Annotated in this window: 15 protein-coding genes and 2 pseudogenes; 6 read left to right on the top strand and 11 right to left on the bottom strand. The window is 61.7% G+C overall.

Going from position 1 to position 21,074, the window contains the following annotated elements; all coding sequences use genetic code 11:
- Nucleotides 1-9 precede the first annotated feature (9 nt).
- The 4 genes from FFM81_RS22860 to FFM81_RS22845 all read right to left on the bottom strand — a co-directional run bounded on the left by FFM81_RS22860 (nucleotide 10) and on the right by FFM81_RS22845 (nucleotide 4,337).
- Complete coding sequence (locus FFM81_RS22860) at nucleotides 10-831, bottom strand: ABC transporter permease (protein WP_138384527.1); 822 nt, start codon at nucleotides 829-831, stop codon at nucleotides 10-12.
- Entirely contained in the window at nucleotides 831-2,087 is a 1,257-nt protein-coding gene (locus FFM81_RS22855) for an ABC transporter permease (RefSeq protein WP_138384528.1), read from the bottom strand. The genes FFM81_RS22860 and FFM81_RS22855 overlap by 1 nt, the downstream gene beginning before the upstream one ends.
- 68 nt (nucleotides 2,088-2,155) lie before the next feature.
- Nucleotides 2,156-3,205, bottom strand: coding sequence for an ABC transporter substrate-binding protein (locus FFM81_RS22850; RefSeq protein ID WP_138384529.1), 1,050 nt, complete (start codon nucleotides 3,203-3,205; stop codon nucleotides 2,156-2,158).
- Nucleotides 3,206-3,254: 49 nt separating this feature from the next.
- On the bottom strand, nucleotides 3,255-4,337 hold the full coding sequence (locus FFM81_RS22845) for an ABC transporter ATP-binding protein (protein ID WP_138384530.1): 1,083 nt from the start codon (nucleotides 4,335-4,337) through the stop codon (nucleotides 3,255-3,257).
- A 237-nt stretch (nucleotides 4,338-4,574) separates the two neighbouring features.
- Between FFM81_RS22845 and FFM81_RS22840 the strand changes: the two genes are divergently transcribed.
- The 3 genes and pseudogenes from FFM81_RS22840 to FFM81_RS22830 all read left to right on the top strand — a co-directional run bounded on the left by FFM81_RS22840 (nucleotide 4,575) and on the right by FFM81_RS22830 (nucleotide 7,614).
- Nucleotides 4,575-5,972, top strand: a complete 1,398-nt coding sequence (locus FFM81_RS22840) for an aminotransferase-like domain-containing protein (RefSeq protein ID WP_138384531.1) — start codon at nucleotides 4,575-4,577, stop codon at nucleotides 5,970-5,972.
- Nucleotides 5,973-5,975: 3 nt separating this feature from the next.
- Nucleotides 5,976-7,268, top strand: a complete 1,293-nt coding sequence (locus FFM81_RS22835; protein ID WP_138384532.1) for an NAD(P)/FAD-dependent oxidoreductase — start codon at nucleotides 5,976-5,978, stop codon at nucleotides 7,266-7,268.
- Between the two features lie 89 nt (nucleotides 7,269-7,357).
- A pseudogene (locus FFM81_RS22830) lies at nucleotides 7,358-7,614 on the top strand (ribbon-helix-helix domain-containing protein).
- Between the two features lie 210 nt (nucleotides 7,615-7,824).
- On the opposite strand, the gene FFM81_RS22825 reads toward FFM81_RS22830, so the two are convergent.
- The 5 genes from FFM81_RS22825 to FFM81_RS22805 all read right to left on the bottom strand — a co-directional run bounded on the left by FFM81_RS22825 (nucleotide 7,825) and on the right by FFM81_RS22805 (nucleotide 14,214).
- A complete protein-coding gene (locus FFM81_RS22825; protein WP_025417803.1) occupies nucleotides 7,825-8,802 on the bottom strand; it encodes an ABC transporter ATP-binding protein in 978 nt (325 codons plus the stop codon).
- A gap of 4 nt (nucleotides 8,803-8,806) precedes the next feature.
- The gene (locus tag FFM81_RS22820) at nucleotides 8,807-9,634 is read right to left on the bottom strand and encodes a carbohydrate ABC transporter permease (RefSeq protein WP_138384533.1); all 828 of its coding nucleotides are present in this window, start codon (nucleotides 9,632-9,634) and stop codon (nucleotides 8,807-8,809) included.
- A complete protein-coding gene (locus FFM81_RS22815) occupies nucleotides 9,631-10,509 on the bottom strand; it encodes a carbohydrate ABC transporter permease (protein WP_138384534.1) in 879 nt (292 codons plus the stop codon). Before FFM81_RS22815 ends, FFM81_RS22820 begins: the two co-directional genes overlap by 4 nt.
- Nucleotides 10,510-10,574: 65 nt before the next feature.
- Entirely contained in the window at nucleotides 10,575-11,858 is a 1,284-nt protein-coding gene (locus FFM81_RS22810; RefSeq protein WP_138384535.1) for an ABC transporter substrate-binding protein, read from the bottom strand.
- Between the two features lie 37 nt (nucleotides 11,859-11,895).
- Nucleotides 11,896-14,214 carry an alpha-L-rhamnosidase gene (locus tag FFM81_RS22805; protein ID WP_138384536.1) on the bottom strand — a complete coding sequence of 773 codons (2,319 nt, stop codon included), beginning with the start codon at nucleotides 14,212-14,214 and terminating at the stop codon, nucleotides 11,896-11,898.
- A 141-nt stretch (nucleotides 14,215-14,355) separates the two neighbouring features.
- Here FFM81_RS22805 and FFM81_RS22800 point away from each other — a divergent pair, with 141 nt between their 5' ends.
- Complete coding sequence (locus FFM81_RS22800; protein ID WP_138384537.1) at nucleotides 14,356-15,414, top strand: LacI family DNA-binding transcriptional regulator; 1,059 nt, start codon at nucleotides 14,356-14,358, stop codon at nucleotides 15,412-15,414.
- A gap of 86 nt (nucleotides 15,415-15,500) precedes the next feature.
- On the opposite strand, the pseudogene FFM81_RS22795 reads toward FFM81_RS22800, so the two are convergent.
- Nucleotides 15,501-16,837, bottom strand: a pseudogene (locus tag FFM81_RS22795) (alpha-L-fucosidase).
- A 27-nt stretch (nucleotides 16,838-16,864) separates the two neighbouring features.
- The gene (locus FFM81_RS22790; RefSeq protein WP_003572420.1) at nucleotides 16,865-17,872 is read right to left on the bottom strand and encodes a LacI family DNA-binding transcriptional regulator; all 1,008 of its coding nucleotides are present in this window, start codon (nucleotides 17,870-17,872) and stop codon (nucleotides 16,865-16,867) included.
- 185 nt (nucleotides 17,873-18,057) lie between these two features.
- On the opposite strand from FFM81_RS22790, the gene FFM81_RS22785 reads away from it, so the two are divergent.
- Together FFM81_RS22785 and FFM81_RS22780 are read left to right on the top strand one after the other, a co-directional pair.
- Nucleotides 18,058-19,983 carry an ABC transporter substrate-binding protein gene (locus tag FFM81_RS22785; protein WP_138384538.1) on the top strand — a complete coding sequence of 642 codons (1,926 nt, stop codon included), beginning with the start codon at nucleotides 18,058-18,060 and terminating at the stop codon, nucleotides 19,981-19,983.
- Between the two features lie 104 nt (nucleotides 19,984-20,087).
- Entirely contained in the window at nucleotides 20,088-21,074 is a 987-nt protein-coding gene (locus FFM81_RS22780) for an ABC transporter permease (RefSeq protein ID WP_138384539.1), read from the top strand.

Raw genomic sequence — 21,074 nt, 5'->3', positions numbered from 1 at the left:
ACTCCTGAACTAATCTCTATGTGCAATCTTCTGGCGTTCGGCGCGTCGCTGCAGCCATTGGATCGTGGCGAGGAACAGCGTCGAAAACAGGATGAGGAGGGTGGCAACGGCGGCGATTGTCGGGCTCAGCGTTTCCCGCACGCCGCTCCACATCTGGCGCGGCAGCGTGCGCTCCTCGGAGCCGGCGATGAAGAGCGCAATCACCACTTCGTCGAATGATGTGACGAAGGCGAAGAGCGCGCCGGAGGCTACCCCGGGGGCGATGACCGGCAGCATGATGCGCAATGCCGCTTCAACGGGGGCTGCGCCGAGGCTCGACGCCGCCCGCATCAGATTGTGATCGAAGCTTGCGAGCGTGGCCGTCACGGTGATCACCACGAAGGGGGCTCCGATCGCCGTATGCGCCAGCACCAGCCCGGTCAGGCTGTTGAGCAGTCCGACGGCGGCGAAGGCATAGTAGATGCCGACCGCCGAAACGATGACCGGCACGATCATCGGCGAAATCAGGATGGCGGTCAGCGTCGCCCGCGCCGGGCAGGATGGCCGGCTGAGGCCGATGGCGGCAAGCATGCCGAGAAATGTCGACAGGACAGTGGCGCAGACGGCGACGATGATGCTGTTCTTCAGCGCCAGTTGCCAGACGTCGGAATCGAAGAATTCGCGATACCAGCGCAGCGACAGGCCAGGCATCGGATAGGTGAAGAACGGCTCGGCATTGAAGGAGAGCGGCACGATCGCCACAATTGGTGCGATCAGGAACAGGATCACCAGGCCGCCCATCAGCCACAGAAGGATCGAAAACAGCCGCGGTAAAGTAAGGAAGTTGGTCATCAGCCGATCCTCAGCCTGTCGATGCCGACGATGCGATTGTAGACGGTATAGAGGATCAGCACCGCCACCAGCAGGATCGTGCTCAAGGCCGCCGCCATGCCCCAGTTCGTGACCTGATTGGAATAATAGGCGATGAAATAGCTCACCATCTGATCTCCTGGCCCGCCGACCAGTGCCGGGGTGATGTAGTAGCCAAGCGCCAGGATGAAGACGAGCAGCCCGCCGGCGCTTACACCAGGCATGCTCATCGGCAGGTATATGCGAAAGAAGGCCGAGACCGGCGGTGCACCGAGCGACGAGGCGGCCCTGAGATAGACCGGCGGTATGCTCTTCATGACGCTGTAGATCGGTAATATCATGAAGGGTAGCAGAATATGGGTCATGGCGATCAGCACGCCGATGCGATTGTAGATCAGGTCGAGCGGATGGGCGGGATCGACCAGGCCCAGCCAGATGAGCCCTGAGTTGATCACGCCGCGCCCCTGCAGCAGCACGACCCAGGCGCTGGTGCGGACCAGAAGCGAGGTCCAGAACGGCAGAAGCACCAGGATCAGCAGCGTGTTGGCAACTGCGCCTTTCGACCGGGCGATCAGGGCGGCGAGGGGATAGCCGAGAAACAGGCAGATCACCGTGACCGAAGCGCTGACGACGAATGTGCGGATCAGGACATCGACATGAACGGCATTCTCCGCCGAAACCCTGCCGATGGCGCCCGAGGCGTCGCGCTCCAGGTCGAGAGAGGCGAGCAGGTAATAATCGGTGAAGGGCGGCGACGCATTCTTGATGATTGTCCAGTAATGCGGGGTCTCCCATTTGGGGTCGATGGCAATGAAAGCGGGTTTGTAGGGCGGTTGCGCATCCCGGATCGTGCGTGCGGTTTTCAGGAGCATCGAGCGCATGCCCGTCTCGTAATAGTTGAGACGTTTGGCCACCTCGGCGATCTGATCGCGCGGCGATTGTTTCAGATCGGCGGCAAAGGCGGCAAACAGAGCTTCGTCGGGTGGGGATTGATCGTCCCAGGCCGAAAGTGCCGACATCGTATAGGGCAGGGCGGCGGAAGCTGCCCTGTTGTCGACCGCACGGGTCAACAACAGGGCAATGGGGAGGACGAAAACGAGCAGCAGGAAGACCAACAGAGGCGCGACCAGCATCAGCGCTTTCAGTTGCGCCTTGCTTTTCGCGCTGCCGAGGCTTTTCGCCCGCGTGCCGGCAGCAATCATCGAGCCGTCGCCTTCGTTCACTGTCGCAGTCGCCATCGCTCATGCCTTTTTGCGGTAGAGAAAGGGGCGGGCGAAGCCGGGGGACACTCGCCCGCCCGACGAGGTTACTGTGCGAGCCACTTGTTGAAGCGCTCGGTCAACTCCTCATCATGGTCGGCCCAGAATTCGGAGGAGACGACGAATGCGTTCTTCGTGTTCTCAGGTGCGGTCGGCAGATCGACGAGAATTTCCGGCGGAACCTTGGCGATGGCCGCCTTCAGGGTCGGGCCATAGGAGATATATTTCGACTGCTGTGCCATCACGTCGGGATTGACGGTGAAGGCGACGAATTTGTCCGCCAGTTCCTTGTTCTTCGAGCCCTTCGGCTCGGCCCAGAGATTGAAATCCATTCCCTGGCCGTCCCAGACGATCTTGAAGTTCTTACCGCTGTTCTTGACCGCATCGAAGATGCGGCCGTTCCATGCCGTGGTCATGACGACTTCGCGGTCGGCGAGAAGCTGCGGCGGCTGGGCGCCTGCCGTCCACCAGACCTTCACATCCTTCTTGATCGTGTCGAGCTTCTTGAAGGCGCGATCGACGCCCTCCGGCGTCCCGAGCACGTTGTAGACCTCGGCGGGTTTGACGCCATCGGCAATCAGCGCGAATTCCAGCGTGGTCTTCGGCGACTTGCGCAAGGCGCGCGGTCCCGGGAATTTGGCCGTATCGAACAGATCGGCCATCGTCGTCGGCCCGCCATTCGGGAACTTGGCGGCGTCATAGGCATAGATGGTGCCGAAGACGATCGTCGCAACGGCACAATCCATCGCGGCGCCGTCGATGAAGGCATCCTTGCCGCCGAGCTTGGAATAGTCGATGGTTTCGAGCCAGCCCTCATCACAGCCCTGCAGCGCATGGCTGGGTTCAACATCGACGACATCCCAGGTCACCTGGCCGGTCTCGACCATGCCCTTCAGCTTGGCGGTCGAGCCGTCCCATTCGTCCTGGAGGATCTTGGTGCCGGTTTCTTTGGCGAAGGGTTTGAAAAAGGCCTCCTCTTGGCTCTTCGTATAGGCGCCGCCCCAGGATGTGACGGTCAGCGTGTCTCCGGCAAATGCTGCACCTGCGATCGCAAGAGCCATGACGGAGCTGAGAAGCATGCAGTTTAAACGCATCATGGTGGTTCCCCTTTTTGTAGCTGCGTTTGCGAAAGAACGAGTGGTCCGGTCAGGACAGCGCGAGCGCGCGGCAATCCTCCGGCGCCCAACCGATGACGGCATTCGCGCCGAGTGACTGGACCGGAATATCCTGTGCGGCGGCGACTTTGATGAAGACGTCGTCGCAACCGCAGGCTGAGACGCGCAGTCTGACGTGGTCGCCGTGGTAGATGATTTCCTTGAGCGTTGCCGTGAACCGGTTCGGAACCTCGGCGGCAGGCGCCAGCTGGATCCGCTCGGGCCTCAGGACTAGGGTCGCCCGCGCCCCTTCCTTCAATCCTTCTCCGGCCTGGCCTGTGATGACCGAACCGTCGGGCGCGCGAATCCGGCAGAGGGCATTGTCGATCGCGACGACGTCGCCCAATATCGCATTGTTCTCGCCGATAAAAGTTGCGACGAAGGGGTTTGCCGGCGTCTCGTAGAGCGCATGCGGTGGGGCGATCTGCTGCAGGATGCCGTCATTGAACACGCCGACCCGATCCGACATGGTCAGCGCCTCGCTTTGATCGTGGGTGACATAGACGACGTTGATGCCGAGGCGGGCATGCAGGTGTTTGATCTCGAGCTGCATATGTTCGCGAAGCTGCTTGTCGAGCGCGCCGAGCGGTTCGTCCATCAGCACGAGCTGCGGTTCGAAGACCAGCGCGCGGGCAAGCGCGATGCGTTGCTGCTGTCCGCCCGAGAGCTGATTGGGCCGCCGGGTCTCGAAACTCGCCATGCGCACCATGTCGAGAGCGCGGCGAACCCGCTCGGTGATCTCAGCCTTGCCGAGCCGGCGCATCTTCAGCGGGAAGGCAACATTCTCGCCGACGGTCATATGCGGGAAGAGGGCATAATTCTGGAACACGACGCCGATATTGCGGCGATGCGGCGGAACGCTGTCGATCCTGTTGTCGGCAAGGATGATGGTCCCGCTGCTCGGGGCCTCGAAACCGGCCAGCATCATCAGCGTCGTGGTCTTGCCGGATCCGGAAGGGCCGAGAAGGGTCAGAAACTCGCCCTTGGCGACGTCGAGGTCCAGGCCACGCACGACATAGCTGACGCCGTCATAGGATTTTCGCACGCCTTCGAAAGCAATGAAGCGCTCGCTCATGAATTCCTCCTGTTCGCATCGGCCGGGTCGCTGCCTCTTTGTCTCGATGCAAGGCCATATTGTCTCGGTCGGTTTCTGTTTGTCAAGCCACACAAATAATTTTGTATGGCGGCGATCGCAGGTCTCGAAAACCTAAGGAAAGCGTGTTATGTCGCAGGAAATCGAGCTGAATCGTAGTGCGGCCGCCAAATACCTTGCGTCCGGCCGGTGGAATTGTATACGGATTGCAGGAATTGTATGTCTGAAAGATCGGAACTGAGCCAGACAAACCAGGAGCGGGAAACGCGCATGCCGGCCTATCTCGAACTCGCCAGCGAGCTTGAGGCGAGGATCCGTTCGGGCGCTTTGCCTCCCGGCAGCCAGCTCCCGCCGCAGCGCGAGCTCGCACGCGAGCGCTCGCTCAACGTCTCCACGGTCACGCGCGCCTACCGGGAATTGCAGAACCTCAATCTTGTCATGGGCAGCACCCGGCGCGGCACGATCGTCACCGGCGACGGCGCCATGCCGCGGGTCGACCGGGCGGCGAGCCCGGCAGGCATCATCGACTTGACCGTCAACCGGCCGGCTGTCGACGATTTCCAGCAGCGCCTTGCCCAATCCCTGCCGGACCTGTCGTCTGACCCGCGCTTTCGCCAGATGCAGGAGTATCAGCCGCCGGAAGGGCCGGCCTGGGCGCGCCGTGCGGCGAGAAAATGGATATCGCTCAACGGCTTCGATCCGTCCGAGGATGATATCGTGGTGACCAGCGGCGCCCAGCACGCTTTGCTGGCTGTCATCAGCAGCCTCGTAGAGCCCGGCGACACCATCGTCTGCGATCGGCTGACCTATTACGGCCTGATTGCGCTTGCCCAGATGTTCCGCTTTCGCATCATCGGCATCGGCAGTGACGATCAGGGCATGTCGGCGGTGGAGCTTGACGATCTTTGCAGCCGCGAGAGAGTGCGTGCCGTGTTTACGGTCCCCTCGATGCACAATCCGACCGTCGTCACGATGAGCGAGGCGCGCCGCCGGGAGCTGGTCGAAGTCGCGGAAAAGCACGATCTCGTCATCATCGAGGACGATGTCTACGGACCGATGCTCGGGACGCGCACGAGCGCGCTGATCACGCTCGCTCCGACCAGGACCTACCATATATCGGCGCTCTCCAAGGCCTTGGCGCCGGGTCTGCGCGTCGGTTATCTCACGTGCCCGCCCGGCCGCGCGCTGCTCTCCGCCGAGGCGGTCCGCACCACCGCCTGGATGCCGTCGCCACTGCCGCTGCTGCTGGCGACCCGCTGGCTAGAGGACGGCACGGCCGATGCGATCCTGAAGGCCCAGCTTGCCGAGCTGCGCGCCCGCCATGCGATCGTCGCGACGATCCTTGCCGGCCACGCCTTCTCCGCTGATCCGCGCTGCATGTTCCTGTGGCTGAGGCTGCCGGCGCCGTGGCGATGCGAGGATTTTGCCGCCAATCTGCGCGCCCACGGGGTTGCCGTCATGGCTGCCACCGCCTTTGCCTGCGATCGTCAGCCGGTCGAGCACGCCGTCCGCGTCAATGTCGGCTGCGCGTCGTCACGGGACGAACTTGCGACGGCGCTGCGCATCATCGCCGCGACGCTGAACGATCGTCCCCGTGCTCTGGCGGGCCTGGTCTAGGCCATGAACAAGCCGCTGCCCGAGCTTCAGCCCTTGCCCGACGCAGAGCGCCGGCATGTGGCCGTTGTCGGCGCGGGACTGGTCGGCCTCTGCTCGGCTCTCTGGCTGCAGAGGATGGGGTATCGGGTCACGATCATCGATCCGGCGCCGCCATTGGGTGATGCATCTTATCGGCAGGCTTGTTCCTACGGGAATGCCTGCACCTTTGCGCCGCACGGCGTCGTTCCCGTCGCGATGCCTGGCGTCATCTGGCGCGTGCCGGGAATGCTGCTCAATCCGCTCGGTCCGCTGGCGATTGTCTGGAGATACCTGCCGCAACTGGCGCCGTGGCTGCGCGCTTTCCTCGCCTCGAGCACGAAGGCCGAGGTCGAGCGGATCGCTGGAACACTGGCAGTGCTGCTGTCTCACGCCGATGCCGCCTGGCAACCGTTGGTGACGCAGGCAGGCGCCGAACGGCTAAAGCGGCATGACGGCTGCCTCTATCTCTACAAGACGGAAGCGCAATTCCGGGCGGGCGATGCTGAGTACGGGCTGCGTGAACGCCATGGCGTCGCCATGGACCTCTTGGACCAGGCCGATATCCGCGGCATCGAGCCCAATCTGGCGCCGCTCTACCACAAGGGCGTGCTGTTCCGTGACGCCTATATGTTTTCCAGCCCCAGGCAACTCGCCTTCGCGCTGGCGCAAGCGCTGGTAACCGGCGGCGGAGACATCGTCCGCGGCGAAGTTTCGGCCATCGAGCCGGGTAACGACGGTATCGGCCTCAGGATCGCGGACAAACAAATCCTTGCGGATCACGCCGTCGTCGCCGCCGGCGCCCGTTCCCGCAAGCTGACGGCATCGGTCGGCGACCGCGTTCTGCTCGATACCGAGCGCGGTTATCACGTCCTGTTCCCGCAGGCGGGCAATCTCTTGTCGCGTCCCGTCTGCTATCCCGAGCACGGCTTCTACATGGTGCCGATGGCAGATGGATTGCGCGCGGCCGGAACAGTCGAACTCGGCGGGCTTGCCGCTCCGTTGAACCCGAAGCGGACCGCGATGATCCGGGAGGGCGTGAAAAAGCTTCTGCCGGGAGCAGGAGAAGGCAGCGACGAGTGGCTGGGTTTTCGTCCGTCCATGCCGGATTCGCTTCCTGTGATCGGCGCGTCCCGTCGCTTGCCTCGCATCACCTATGCATTCGGCCACGGCCATCTCGGCCTGACATTGTCCGCTTTGACCGGCTATCTCGTTTCTCAGCTTGTCGCGGGACGGAGCCCGGCCATCGATCTCACGCCCCTGCGCCCCGATCGGTTCTGAACCGCGATGGCCCTCGGTCAGCGAAGGTCCCGGTGATGAATATTGATGCTACGCTGCCCCTGATAAGAAGAGGCGAAAAGGAGATGCCGATGGCATCGGGTAGCATTCATGTGAAGGTCAGCGGGCAGTTGCAGGATCATATCAAGCAGCAGGTCGGCGATGACGGCCTCTATGAAAACGCCAGCGAATATATTCGCGCCCTCATTCGCCGCGACCTGCAGACCCGTGATGAGGCATGGGAGATGCTGCAGAAGGAGCTTGCGCCGGCGATGCGGGCGGAAGACAGCGAATTTGTCGCCGTTCGGCCGAAGACGTCATCCGCCGCAACAGGCGCCGACAAGCCTGATGGTGGCCCATCGATTTTATTCGCGCGCCGATGCCGCGCAAGACAAGCTCTGGCGCGATATGGCCTAGAAGCAGGCCGAGGCATATAATCTCGGGCTGCACGCCTATTTGCAGCATTTATGCGAGGATCGGCTGATCTGGCGGCCCTCTCAAATAAACAACCGTAGGGATCCTTGGTCGGCAGGACGGCTCGTCGGGAGCTTTGATCGCCTCAGAACCGGTGTTCTGCTCCTTCGACCGGATTTGCCCAGACCGTCATATCGGGCGCAAACGGCGTCTCGCCATCGGCGCGCACGACCATTTCGCCGAGTTCGGGGACATCGAGATAGAGGATCGCGTCGGCGCCGAGTCGTTCCACATGTCGGATCCTGCCCTGCCACTTGCCGGCGCCTTCCGAGAGCCTGATATGTTCCGGGCGGATGCCGTAGGTCGTGCAGTTCAATCGCCGTGCGATCTCGCCGCCATAGAGGTTCATCTTCGGGCTGCCGATGAAGCCGGCGACGAAGGGGGTGGCGGGATTGCGGTAGAGTTCCATCGGGCTGCCGATCTGCTCGACCGCTCCGCCGTTGAGGACAACAATCTTGTCGGCCATCGTCATCGCCTCGACCTGGTCATGGGTGACATAGATCATCGTCGATTTCAGTCGCGCGTGAAGATCGGCGATCTCAAGACGCATCTGGGCTCTGAGCGAAGCGTCGAGGTTGGAAAGCGGCTCGTCGAACAGGAAGACCTTGGGATTGCGAATAATCGCTCGGCCGATGGCGACGCGCTGGCGCTGGCCACCGGAGAGCGCTTTCGGCTTTCTCTGCAGGAGGTGGGTGAGCTGCAGCGTTTCGGCGGTCGCCGCCACCTTGGCGGCGATCTCAGCCTTCGGGCGGCCGGCAAGCGAAAGTCCGAAACCGATATTCTCGGCAACGGTCATATGCGGGTAGAGCGCATAGCTCTGGAAGACCATGGCAATGCCGCGGCCCGAGGGTTCGGCATAGGTCACATCCTTACCGCCGATAGTCAGCGTGCCCGACGTCGTCTCCTCCAGTCCGGCGATGATGCGCAGCAGCGTCGACTTTCCGCAGCCGGACGGACCGACGAAAACGACGAACTCGCCGGAGGCAACCTCCAGATCGACGCCCTTGATGACCTCGAGAGCGCCAAAGCTCTTGCGAACCTGTTTGAGAGTGAGCTCAGCCATTCTGCTAACCTTTGACCCCGCCTGCCGTCATGCCCGCAACGATCTGGCGGTTGAAGAAGATGAAGACGATCAGCGGCGGGATCGTCACGAGAAGGATGTTCATGAAGAGCAGATTGTACTGGCTCGAATACATGCTCTGGAAATTATAGAGCGTCAGCTGCACCGTCACGTTCTCCTTGCCGGGAAGGTAATAGAGCGGATTGGTGAAGTCGTTGAAGATCGCGATCGATTGCACGACGATATTGGTGACGGTCACCGGTTTCAAAAGTGGCAGCACCACCCTGAAGAAGATCTGCCGGGGCTTGGCGCCGTCGATCAGCGCCGCCTCATCGAGATCGCGCGGTATGGTCGAAATGAACGACCGGTAGAGCAATATCGAAAAGGAGAGATTATAGGCGACCTGGATCAGGATCATGCCTGTCATGGTCTTGAAGAGGCCGATATCCTGCAGCAGGCCGATGGTGGGCACGACTGCCGGCGGCATCATCAGGCCCATGAAAAGGGCAATGAAGGCCACCTTGTTCCAGGCGGTCTTGCGGCGCTGCATCACATATCCGACCATTGCCGACAGCAGGATCAGGATCGTGACGGAGATGACGGTAATCAGGGTCGAATTGAAATAGGCGAGCGCCAGCTGATAGTCGCGCGCTTTGAAGACGGCGACGAGATTGTCCCAGAACAGCCATTGCTCGGGTAATTCGAAATCGAGGCGGGACGCTTCCGATTTCGATTTGACCGCCTGGAGAGCGACGAAAACAAAAGGCATGACGAAGATGACGGCCGCCACCGCAAGGGCGATCGCGCCGGTCACATAAGGCCGGGCCCCTCTCATTCTTCGACCCCGCGCCGATTGAACCACAGTGTGAATGGCAAGATGATCACGGCAATCAGCGCGAACAGGATGACGTTGCCGGCGGTCGAAAGACCATAAAAACCCGCTTGGTATTGCTTATAGATGACCGAGGCAATCACGTCGGAGGAGAAGCCGGGTCCGCCGCGGGTCATGGCCCATATCAGGTCGAACGAACGAAGCCCGCCGATCAGCGACAAAGTCACCACAATGACCGTGGCGGGACGCACGAGCGGCAGGGTGATCCGGGAAAATTGCTGGAGGCGCGTCGCGCCGTCAATTCTCGCCGCCTCGTAATAATCGGGGCTGATCGAAGCGAGACCGGCGATGAAGATCAGGGTGGCGAGACCGACACCCTTCCAGACATCGACCAGGGCTACGGAAAAAAGCGCGAGCGCCGGATTTGTCAGCCATCCCGGCCCCGGAATGCCGAGCGTCTCGAGCGTGACATTGATGATGCCTTTGGTCGGATGCATCATCACCGTGAAGGTGATGCCGATGCCGATCGTCGAGACCAGGACGGGAAAGAAGACCAGGGTGCGCAGGAAGCCGCGGGCAAAGATATTGCTGGTCAAGAGCACCGCCAGCAGCAGCCCGCAGACCGTCTTCAGGCCGGAGGTCGTGACGGCATAGATCAGCGTGTTGACCAGCCCTTTGACCAGGAACGGTTCGGAAAAGAACTGCTGAAAGTTTTCAAGCCCGATGAATTCAGCCGTCGAAAGATCCCAGCGGGTGAGGCTGTACCAGAGAGACGATACCGTCGGAAACAGAAATAGCACGCCGTAGATGACGGCGGCGGGAATGAAAAACCACAGGGGATAGGGCGATTTGCGCGAGCGGGGGCGTGTCTCGGTCATGACTACCTCTTCGATCGGGTGGAACCTCGCTCCTTCAGGAGCGAGGTGATTGGCCCGAAAGACCGCTACCAGTTCGGCAGGCCGAGCTGCTTGGCCTGTTTGCGCACATCGTCGTCATAGAGTTTCGCAGCCTCGGCCGGCTGGCGAATACCGGAGCCGACCTCGACGGTGATCTGCTCAAGCGCCGGCCCCTTGACCGGCGAGACGAATTCCAGCGCCGGGGTCGTCTTCCCTTCGGCCTCGAAATAGGGGAGCATGTCCTTTACCGCAGGCGGTACGTCGGCGGGCAGATCGCAGCCGTCGATCAGCGGAGGCCCCTGCACGGTGTTGGTTTCCACCATGATCTTGCAGCCTTCGACGCTTCCGGCGAAATCCACGAACTTCTTCGCTTCCTCGGCGTGCTGGCTGGTCTGTGGAATATAGAGGGCCGGCGGCATCCACACCGTCAGGCCGTTCGTCGCCGCATCGTCGCTCGGCTGCGCGAAGAAACCGACATCTGTAAGGTTCTCGGGATAATTCTGCTTGATCGCGCCGATGGCGAAGCTCAGCATCGGATAATGCGCGGCCTCGCCGGTCGCCACCATTTTCAAGCCGTCATCATAGCTTGCGGCGCCGAAATCTTCGTTCATCAGGCCGGCGTCGTGAACGTCCTTCAGCCGTTCGAAGCCTTTCATGGCCGCTGGCGTCTCGGCATATTTGGCCTTGTTGGCGGTATAGTCGGCGGCGAAGTTCGGCACGGCGGCATGCAGATTGTAATAGTCGGCCAGAACGAACAGCTGCGAGGTCCAGGTATCGCGATAGGTCTGCGCCACGGCGACCTTGCCCGAAGCCTTGATCTTGGCGTTGTTGGCCATGAACTCCGCCCATGTCTTCGGAACGGTGAGGCCGAGGTCCTGATAGATCTTCCTGTTATAGAGGATGCCGCCGGCCATCGCCGTGCCGAAGGGAACGCCGTAGAGCTTGCCATCGGCGCGGACGACCGACTTGAAGCCGTCGTCAACCTTTGCCTGCGCCGGCAGGGCGCTCAGATCGACGAGCGTCTGCGCCGGCTTCAGCGCCTGAAGCAGCGAGCCGGAATTATAGAGGAACACATCGGACATCTCGCCCGTTGCCAAGCGCGTCTTGATGATGTTGTCACCCTCGCCGCCGCCTGCGCGCGGCTCGATTTCGATCGTCACGTCGGGCGCCTTGGTCTGGTAGGCGGCAACGAGAGCCTCGGCCGCTGCGACCGTGTCGGGGTTGTTGTCGATCAGGAAAGACAGCGTGGTTTCCGCATGCGACGGGCTGGCCGCGACCAAGGCCAGAAGCGCGGATGCGCCGGCGAGAATGCGCTTTATCCGATATGTCATGACGTTCCTCCTCTGAACGATGTGACGTGTATGCTCCTCAAATAAAGGGTAGCGAAAAGACCAGCCGGTGTGTGCCCGGGGGAAGAACGGCTTCCTCGCCGACAGGCTCTCCGTTGAGTGTCGGGTTCCGGTGCCGCCGCCCGGGCCGGAAGCGGCCGGTGCAGCCGTCCGGAAGCGTCAGCACATAGGTGACCTGATTGCCGGTGCAATGCCAGCCGGCCTCAATGCGCCCCCGGCTGATGTCATGATGGGCTGAAACAGGTGACAGGGACGAGATCGGTGCGGGATCGACGATCACCTCGGCAAAGCCGGGTGCGTCCGGGTTCGGCGAAATTCCGGCGACGCTTTCGAACAGCCATTGGCAGACGGCGCCATAAGCATAGTGGTTGTAGCTGTTCATGTCGGGTTCGTAGATGGTGCCGTCGGGCGCCATCGAATCCCAGCGCTCCCAGATCGTCGTCGCTCCCTTCGAGACCTGGTAGAGCCAGCCTGGCACATCCTCCTGCAGGAAGACCTTTTCGGCGAGATCGTCCATGCCGAGCTTGGTCAGGGCCGGCAGAAGGGCGGGCGTGCCGATGAAGCCGGTGCCGATCTTGTAGTCGGCATCGATGATCACTTGGCGGAAATGCCGCTCGGCGGCTTGCCGATGCTCTGCCGGTATCAGGTCATGGAGGAAGGCCAGCGCATAGGATGTCTGGTCGTTATGCGCCAGCCGTCCAGCCGGCGTGATGAACTCGTTGGCGAAGGCCGATCGGATTTCGCCGGCGCGCCGCTTCATCTCATTTTCAATCTTATGCTCGCCGAGAACGGCTGCGATCTTGGCCAGAAGCTCGGTCGAGATGAAGTGATAGAGTGTGGCCGCGCAATCGTCGGCAATCGTCGGACGCGGCTTTCGGTTATCGCCGACCGGCTGCAGCCAGTCCCCGAAGGTAAAGCCGCGATCGCCCCAGCGCGACGGCGGGCGCACGAGCGGACCATCCGAGATCGACCAGACGAAATCGACCCAGCGAACCATGGAATCCAGGCACTCTGACAGAACGGCGCGATCGCCGTAATGAGTGTAGAGAACCCAGGGGATGACGACGATCGCGTCGCCCCAGCCCGTCGATCCGGCAAAGCCCGGGAAATTGGCGGGATGCAGGCGTGTCGGATCCGGCGAAAAATGCGAGACGGCGCCGTCCTCGCGCTGGTCGGCCATCACGTCGCGCAGATATTTCCTCAGGAAAGACTGGCTGTCGCTCAGCCAGCAGGCCGTTGCGGCAAATACCTGGGCATCGCCCGTCCAGCCCAGCCGTTCGTCGCGCTGCGGGCAGTCCGTGGGCACTTCGACGAAGTTGGCGCGCTGCGACCAGATAGTATTCTCAACGAGGCGATTGACGAGCGGGTTGCCCGAGGTGAAGCCGCCCGCGGGCTCCGGCACCGACGAGATCGGCACGGAGGCAATGGCAATGATTTCGGCATCGCCCTTGATCGTCACCCGGGCATAACGGAAACCTTGGAAGGTGAAATGCGGGGCGTAGGTCTCGTCGCCGTCGCCGCTGAGCGTATAGATGGTCTGCGCCACGGCGGTGCGATAGTTGCGATTGTCGAAGTGACGGTCGGGGCCGAGCACTTCCGAATGCTCGACCCGTACTTCGGCGCCGGCAGCGCCCCGGACCGTATATCTGATATAACCACCGGCATTCTGGCCGAAATCGTAGACCGTCCTGCCGTCGTCGGTCCAGCTTTCAACGAGCGCGAGCGGCGGCAATTCGCGTACCGCCGCGGTTTCATGGGCGACGAGCAGCGCCTTGTCGAACGGCAAATTCTCGGTGCCATGGGTCTCGACAAGATTTTCCGCGCGAGCATCGTAGGCCTCGCCGAAATAGATCCCCGACTTCAGGATCGGCAGAAGACCGCTCCGCCAGGTGGTGTCGGTGGAAAGAAGGGTGCCGCCCGGCCCGATCAGATCGGCGATGGCGCCGATCCTGTCGCCCCAGCAGTTCGGGATTGCCTGGGCGCCCCACATCAAGGGCGACCGGTACCATCCGTCGGCCAGCCAGATCTCGATGCGGTTCCGGCCCGGCTTGATGAGGTTCGAGACATCGTATCGCTGATAGGCGATGCGATCGTCGTAATTCGTCCAGCCCGGCGTCAACAGGTCGTTGCCGACACGCTCGCCGTTGATGAAGCAGCGGTAAAGGCCGAGTGCGGAGATGAACAGCTCGACCGGAAGGTCGGGGCCATCATGTTCGAAGCTTTTGGCGATGAAGCTTGCCGGCGTTCCCTGACCGCCATCCGACAGCGGCGCGATCATGTTTCCGGACCAGGGGCGCGAAACGAGATTGCCGCTGATGGCTGCCGGCTGAAAGTTCATCAAAGCCTCCCGATGATTTGTAGAACGTTCTCCATATAACGTTCTACATTTTCTTCGGAAGCGCAATAGAAATTTCGTTGCGAGTCTGCCATGGTGCTTTTGCGGGCGATTGACAACCCGCAGCCGCAAGACAGAGATTTCATGCCCATCGAAGACAAACAAACGCGACAACGAAACGATCGGGTGACGATCCGGACCGTGGCAGCCCATGCGGGCGTATCGGTCGCAGCGGTTTCCAAGGTGATGCGAAACGCCTACGGCGTCAGCGACGCGCTGCGTACAAAAGTGACCGACGCTATCGATGCGCTCGGATACCGCCCGTCGCGGGCGGCGCGGGGGCTGCGTGGCCGCAGTTTCACCATCGGCGTGCTCCTGATCGACATCCGCAACCCCTTTCTTCCGGAGGTAATTGCCGGCGTGAACGGCGTGCTGGCGCCGTCGCATTATCAGGCGATGATCGGCGTCAGCGATGCGCGGGTGCAGCTCGAGACGTCCCTGATCGAGTCGATGATCGACTACAAGATGGACGGGCTTATCCTGGTTGCGCCGCGGCTGCCCTCGGAGATCATCGCAAAGTTCGCGGTGCAGATCCCGATCGTCGCGGTTGGTTACCACGCTGCCGGGGCCACGGCCTTCGACACCGTCAATGCCGACGACCAGCGCGGCGCTGAGATTGCGGTCGAAGCGCTGATTGCCTGCGGCTATCGCAATATCGAAATGCTCAGCCTCGGCGAGCGCGAGGGGCATGCCGTTTCGGTCGTGCGCCAGCGAGAGATCGGTTTCCGCCGGGCGATGCAGCGCGGGGGCTTGGGGTCCTCCGCTCCGATCGGCAAAATTCCAATCGCCTCGCCAAAGCGGGAAGAGGCGATGCGAAAGTTCCTATCGAGGAAGGACAGGCCGCGTGCCGTTTTCTGCTGGAGCGATCTCGATGCGATCACGCTTCTTTGCCTGGCGATGGAGATGGACGTGCGTGTGCCCGAAGATCTCGCCGTCGTGGGATATGATAACTCGTCGACCGCAGCCCTTGGACTCGTCAATCTCGCCAGCATCGATCAATCGGGCAGGGAACTCGGCCAGGTCGCCACCCAGACGCTGATTTCCAGGGTCGAGGGCCGCACCGGCGCCGAGCATATTCTCCAGATACCCTCGCTGGTCAGCCGCGGCAGCCTTGAGCTTTCTGACGGCACGAAACAGGGCTGATGGTAAGGGCCGGTAGCGGGACCAGGCGAGCTATTTCCGAAGCGGACTACGTCTTGCCCGCTCCGGCAAACGCCGAGACTCATTAGCTAGTCCTGAATACCGGACGCACTCCCCGCCTTGAGCTTGACCTCGATGACCGGGACGACGACCTTGGGGCGGCGCACCGGCAGGACGAATGTCAGCTCGTCCTCGCCGACGGGGAACTGGGTGTTTGCCCATAGCGTATTCGCCGACGGTCGCAGCCAGGTGACCTCGCTGGCATCATGCAGGAATTGCGCGTATTCGATCTTGCCGGCCAGCGCATCGAAATGCAGATGCTTGTAGGGCCAGTTGAACAGGTGGATATAGAGGCGGTCGCCGTTCTGGGTCAGGCGGCAATCGGGTGGGGCGGTGAAATCGGACTGGGTGCAGCCGACGATGCTGCGCTCGTGCAGCGCCATCCAGTCCTCATAGGCTGAAAGCGCCGATATGGCGCGGTGGTCGAGCGTGCCACGCGCCGTCGGGCCGACATTCATCAGCAGATTGCCGCCTATGGCAACGGTGCCGACCAGCATCTGCACCAGTTGCTCCGTGCTTTTCCAGGTATCCTCGTCGCGGTGATAGCCCCAGGAACCGCTCAGCGTCTGGCAGGCTTCCCAGACGACGCGCCTACCGTCGCGTTTCGGCCAGGCGCGCGGCATATATTGTTCTGGCGTGACGATATCGGGCTGCAGGCCGGCAAGGTCGAGCCGGTTGTTGATGATGATATCGGGGCAAGCTCGCGAACCAGGCGCACGAGCTTCTCGCTTTCCCAATCCTGGTGGCCCTTTCCCACAAGTTCACCGAGCTTCCACTGCGGATAGCTAAAGTCGAACCACATGATGTCGATCTGTCCGAACTCGGTCAGCAGTTCACGCACCTGCTCGCGCATGAAGGCTGCATATCGCTGCATGTCCCGGCCTTCGTTGATCTTCGAGGCATCCGGATGATTGCGCTGCGGGTGGCGCGGATCGACCGTGAAGTCGGGATGGTGCCAGTCGATCAGCGAATAATAGAATCCGATCCTCAGGCCCTCCGCCCGGAAGGCGTCGACAAAAGGCCGCAGCAGATCCTTTCTGTAAGGCGTGTTGGTCACCTTGAAACCGGTGGCCTTGGTATCCCAGAGGCAGAAGCCTTCATGGTGCTTGGTGGTCAGCACCACATATTTCATGCCCGCCGCCTTGGCGCGTCTTGCCCATTCGCGGGGGTCGTAGAGGTCGGGATCGAAGTGATCGAAATATTTCTGGTAGTCGGCGTCATCAAGTTCCTCGCGGCTTTTGACCCATTCGTGGCGCGCCGGCAGGGCATAAAGGCCCCAATGCACGAACATGCCGAACCGGTCATGGACGAACCAGGACTTTTTCTCCTCGGGCAGGGCCAGTGACTGCAGATTGCCGGCATCCATCGGATATTCCTCCTGTTGGTCTTGGAGTCAGGTCGTTTCGCGGATGATGAGTTCGGGCACGATGACGATGCCGTGCTGACGGTTCTTGGTGGCGATGCGGCTGAGCAGCAGCCGCACGGCCTCCTCTCCCATTTCGCGTTTCTGCACCCTGAGCGTGGTGAGCGCCGGAGACAGCAGTTCCGCGGTCGGGATGTCGTCGAAGCCGATCAGGGCGATCTGCTCGGGGATCGAAATGCCGGCGGCCCGGCAGGCCTTCATGGCGCCGATCGCATTGAGGTCGTTGTAGCAGACGAGGGCGTCGATGCCGGGCGTTTCCGCCAGCAATTCGGCCGCCGCCGTCTGTCCGCCCGCGGCCGTCGGATCGCAATAGACGATGCCGTGCGCCTTGAGCCCATGGGCCGCCAGAGTCTTGCGAATGCCGACAAGGCGGCTCTTGCCGCCGAACGAGCTGCGCGGCCCAGCAATGACTGCGATTTTGCGGCGGCCGCGCTCGACCAGATGGTCGATGGCCCGCGAGGCGCCCGTCTCGTAATCCGTGACGATGGTTCCGGCGATCTCGTTCGGAGCCTCGCGGTTGATAAGCACGACGGCGCGATGCGGTGCCAGCGCTTTGTGAAGTGCTGCATCGGGCAGTCGCGCGCTGCAGACGATGATGCCGTCGACCCGATGCCTGAGCAGCGTCTCGATCAGTTCCTCTTCCCGCTTGCTGCTTTCGACGACATTGGAGAGAAGCAGGTTGTAGCCGGCGGCGCTCGCCGCATCCTCGGCGCCCCGGATGACCTCGGGAAAGAACGGGTTGGTGATGTCGGGAACGAGTAGGCCGATGGTCTTCGATCGATCGGACCGCAGCCCGCGCGCAAAGGGATTGGGCCGGTAATTAAGCTCGTTCGCCGCTGAGAGAATGCGTTGACTGGTTTCGGCGCTGGCGCCGCCCCGGCCGTTGAGGACGCGCGATACCGTCATCGGCGAAACGCCGGCGGCGTGGGCGACGTCGGCGATGGTGATTTTGGAATCTGGTTCTTTGGAGCTGCTCAAGGGCTGTCTCTGAGAGGGCGATATTTACGATAACGATAACTAACATAGTTTCGGCGAAAGCCAAGCTTTTGCGGGTCTGAATTGGTCAATACGAATTTTTTGACAAGATGCAACGATAACGTTAACGTTCGGAGTTGAGGAGAATACGTTAACGATAACCTAGACGAGATCATTGGGAGGAAACAATGCAACACGTCAGAATCCTACGACGGCAGGTCGTTTCGACCGTTGCCGGTGCGATCCTCATCGGTTCCACTTGGGCCGGCGCCGCTCTCGGCTTTCAAGAAGCGCCGGAGCTCAAGGCGCTCGTCGATGCCGGGAAGCTGCCGCCTGTCGAAAAGCGGGTGCCCAGGGAACCTCTGGTCCTGACGCCGCTCGAATCGGTCGGTACCTATGGCGGCACCTGGCGCACGGCGACCTTCGGCGGCAGCGACAGCGAGATCGAGCGTTCGATCGGTTATACCAGGCTGGTCCGCTGGAACCCGGAATGGACCGAGGTCATCCCAGACATCGCCAAGAGCGTCGAGGTCAATGACAACGCCACCGAATATACGTTCACCCTGCGGGAAGGCACTCGCTGGTCGGACGGTGAGCCCTTTACCGCCGACGATCTCGTGTGGTGGAACGAGAATGTGCTGCGCAACACGAAGATCACGCCTGCCGCACCCGACTGGCTGACCGCAGGCGGGGAGCCGGTCAAGGTCGAAAAGCTTGCCGGAGACAAGGTCGTCTTCAAGTTCGCCGCGCCGAACGGCCTGTTCCTGATGAATATGGCGACCGTGCGCGGCTCCGACATCCTGGCGGCCGCACCGGCGCATTACCTCAAGCAATTCCACAAGGATTTCAACCCCGACGGCGTCGACGCCCTGGTCAAGGCAGCCGGCGCAACCGACTGGGTCCAGCTCTTCAACAACAAGATCGGCTTTCCCGGCCGCTGGCGCGATCTCGGCCGGCCGACGCTCGATGCCTGGGTGCTGACCGCGCCCTATAACGGCACCACACAAGTCGTCGCCGAACGCAATCCCTATTATGCCAAGGTTGATACCGCAGGAAACCAGCTGCCTTACTTCGATCGCATCACCATCGACGTGATGCAGGATACGCAGGCGATCATCCTGAAGGCGATCAGCGGCGAAATCGACATGCAGAACCGCTTCATCGAGACGACGGACGCCCGCACGGTGATCGTGCAGAACCAGCAAAAGGCCGGTTACGGGCTGTTCATCGCCCGGCCGGCATGGTCGAACGCTCTGCTGATCACCCTGAACCAGACCCACAAGAATCCGGCGCTCCGCGCTGTCTTCTCCAACAAGGATTTTCGCATCGGCCTCAGCTACGCGATCAACCGCGAGGAGCTCAACCAGCTGATCTATGCCGGACAGGCCAAGCCCTATCAGGCAGCTCCGCGCGAAGGCACGGCCCTCTACGATGAGAAGATGGCGACGCAATATCTGGAATATAATGTCGACCTTGCCAATCAGTATCTCGACAAGGCGGGCATCACCAAACGTGACGCCGAAGGCTATCGTCTCGGTCAGGACGGCAAGCGGATCACCTTTGCGATCGATGCGCTGACCGGAAGCCCGATCCAGGTCGACGCGCTGGAGATGATCCAGCGCTATTGGCGGGCCGTCGGCATCGACATGCAGCCCCGCCCGGCCGAACGGTCGCTGATCTTCTCCCGCCTGCAGAACAATGAGAATGACGGCCTCGGATGGGTTGGCGGCGGCGGCTACGACTTCCTCGGCCTGCTCGATCCCAAATGGTATTTCCCGCACGAATATGAGTCGAGCTTCGCCACGGCCTGGGGCCTTTACTACCAGAATCCCAAGGATCCGAACGCTGAGGAGCCGAGCCCGGCCGCCAAGAAGCAGATGGAGCTTTACCGGCAGGTGCAGGAAGCCCCGACGCTGGAAAAGCAGCTCGCCGCCATGAAGGAATTGCTGGCGATCACCCGTGACGAATTCTACGTCATCGGCACGAACCTGGAGCCGGATCGCGTCGGCATCGTCAAGATTAATATGCACAACGTGCCGAAGGTCATTCCGAGCACCTCGTTCTACATGACGCCGGGACCGGCAAAGCCGGAGACCTTCTACTACCAGCAGTAAGGGTAGACGATCGGCCGGAATGGCGTCCGCGGTCGCCATTCCGACACCAGCCCAGTCCCAATCATCCAGTCCGATCGGCGGTCGCTGGTCGAAGGAGCTTGAACATGGCCGGCTTCATCATCAGACGTCTGCTTTATATGATCCCGATGATGTTCGCGATCTCGGTCGTGACCTTCATCATCATCCAGCTGCCGCCGGGGGACTTCCTGACTGCGATGACCGCGCGCCTGGCCTCGCAGAACGAAACGATCGATCCCGGCGTCATCGCTGGCCTGCGCGAACGTTATGGCCTCGATCAGCCCTGGGCGGTGCAATACTGGAAATGGATCAGCGGCATCCTGCTGCGCGGTGATTTCGGCCAGTCCCTCGACTGGAACAAGCCGGTCAGCGAATTGATCTGGGCGCGCATGGGCCTGACCATGGTGGTCTCGGTCACCACGCTGCTCTTCGTCTGGGCGGTGGCCTTTCCGATCGGCATCTATTCAGCGGTGCGGCAGTATTCGGTGGGCGATTACTTCGCCACCTTTTTCGGCTTTCTCGGCCTCGCCATCCCAAACTTCCTGCTGGCGCTGGTGCTGATGTATGTCTCGGCACAGTATTTCGGCCAAAGTGTCGGCGGCCTGTTCTCGCCCACCTATATCAATGCGGTCTGGAGCTGGGCCAAATTCGGCGACCTGATTTCGCACATGTGGATCCCGGTCGTCGTGCTCGGCACCGGCGCCACGGCAGCACTGATCCGCATCATGCGCGCCAATCTCCTGGATGAACTCAACAAGCCCTATGTCGATATGGCCCGCGCCCGGGGCCTGAGCGAAATCCGGCTGCTGCTGAAGTATCCGGTGCGGGTGGCGCTCAATCCCTTCGTCTCCACTGTCGGCTGGGTGCTGCCGCACCTCGTCTCGGGTTCGGTGGTGGTTTCCATCGTCCTCAGCCTGCCGATCACCGGGCCGCTTCTGCTCAACGCTCTGTTTGCCCAGGACATGTATCTGGCCGGCACCTTCATCCTGCTGATGAGCATGCTGACGCTGATCGGCACGCTGATCTCGGACCTCCTGCTCGCCTGGCTCGATCCCCGCATCCGCAACGGCTGA

The sequence above is a fragment of the Rhizobium hidalgonense genome, assembly GCF_005862185.2.
Taxonomy (GTDB): domain Bacteria; phylum Pseudomonadota; class Alphaproteobacteria; order Rhizobiales; family Rhizobiaceae; genus Rhizobium; species Rhizobium hidalgonense.
This window is presented reverse-complemented; position numbering and strand designations above follow the sequence as displayed.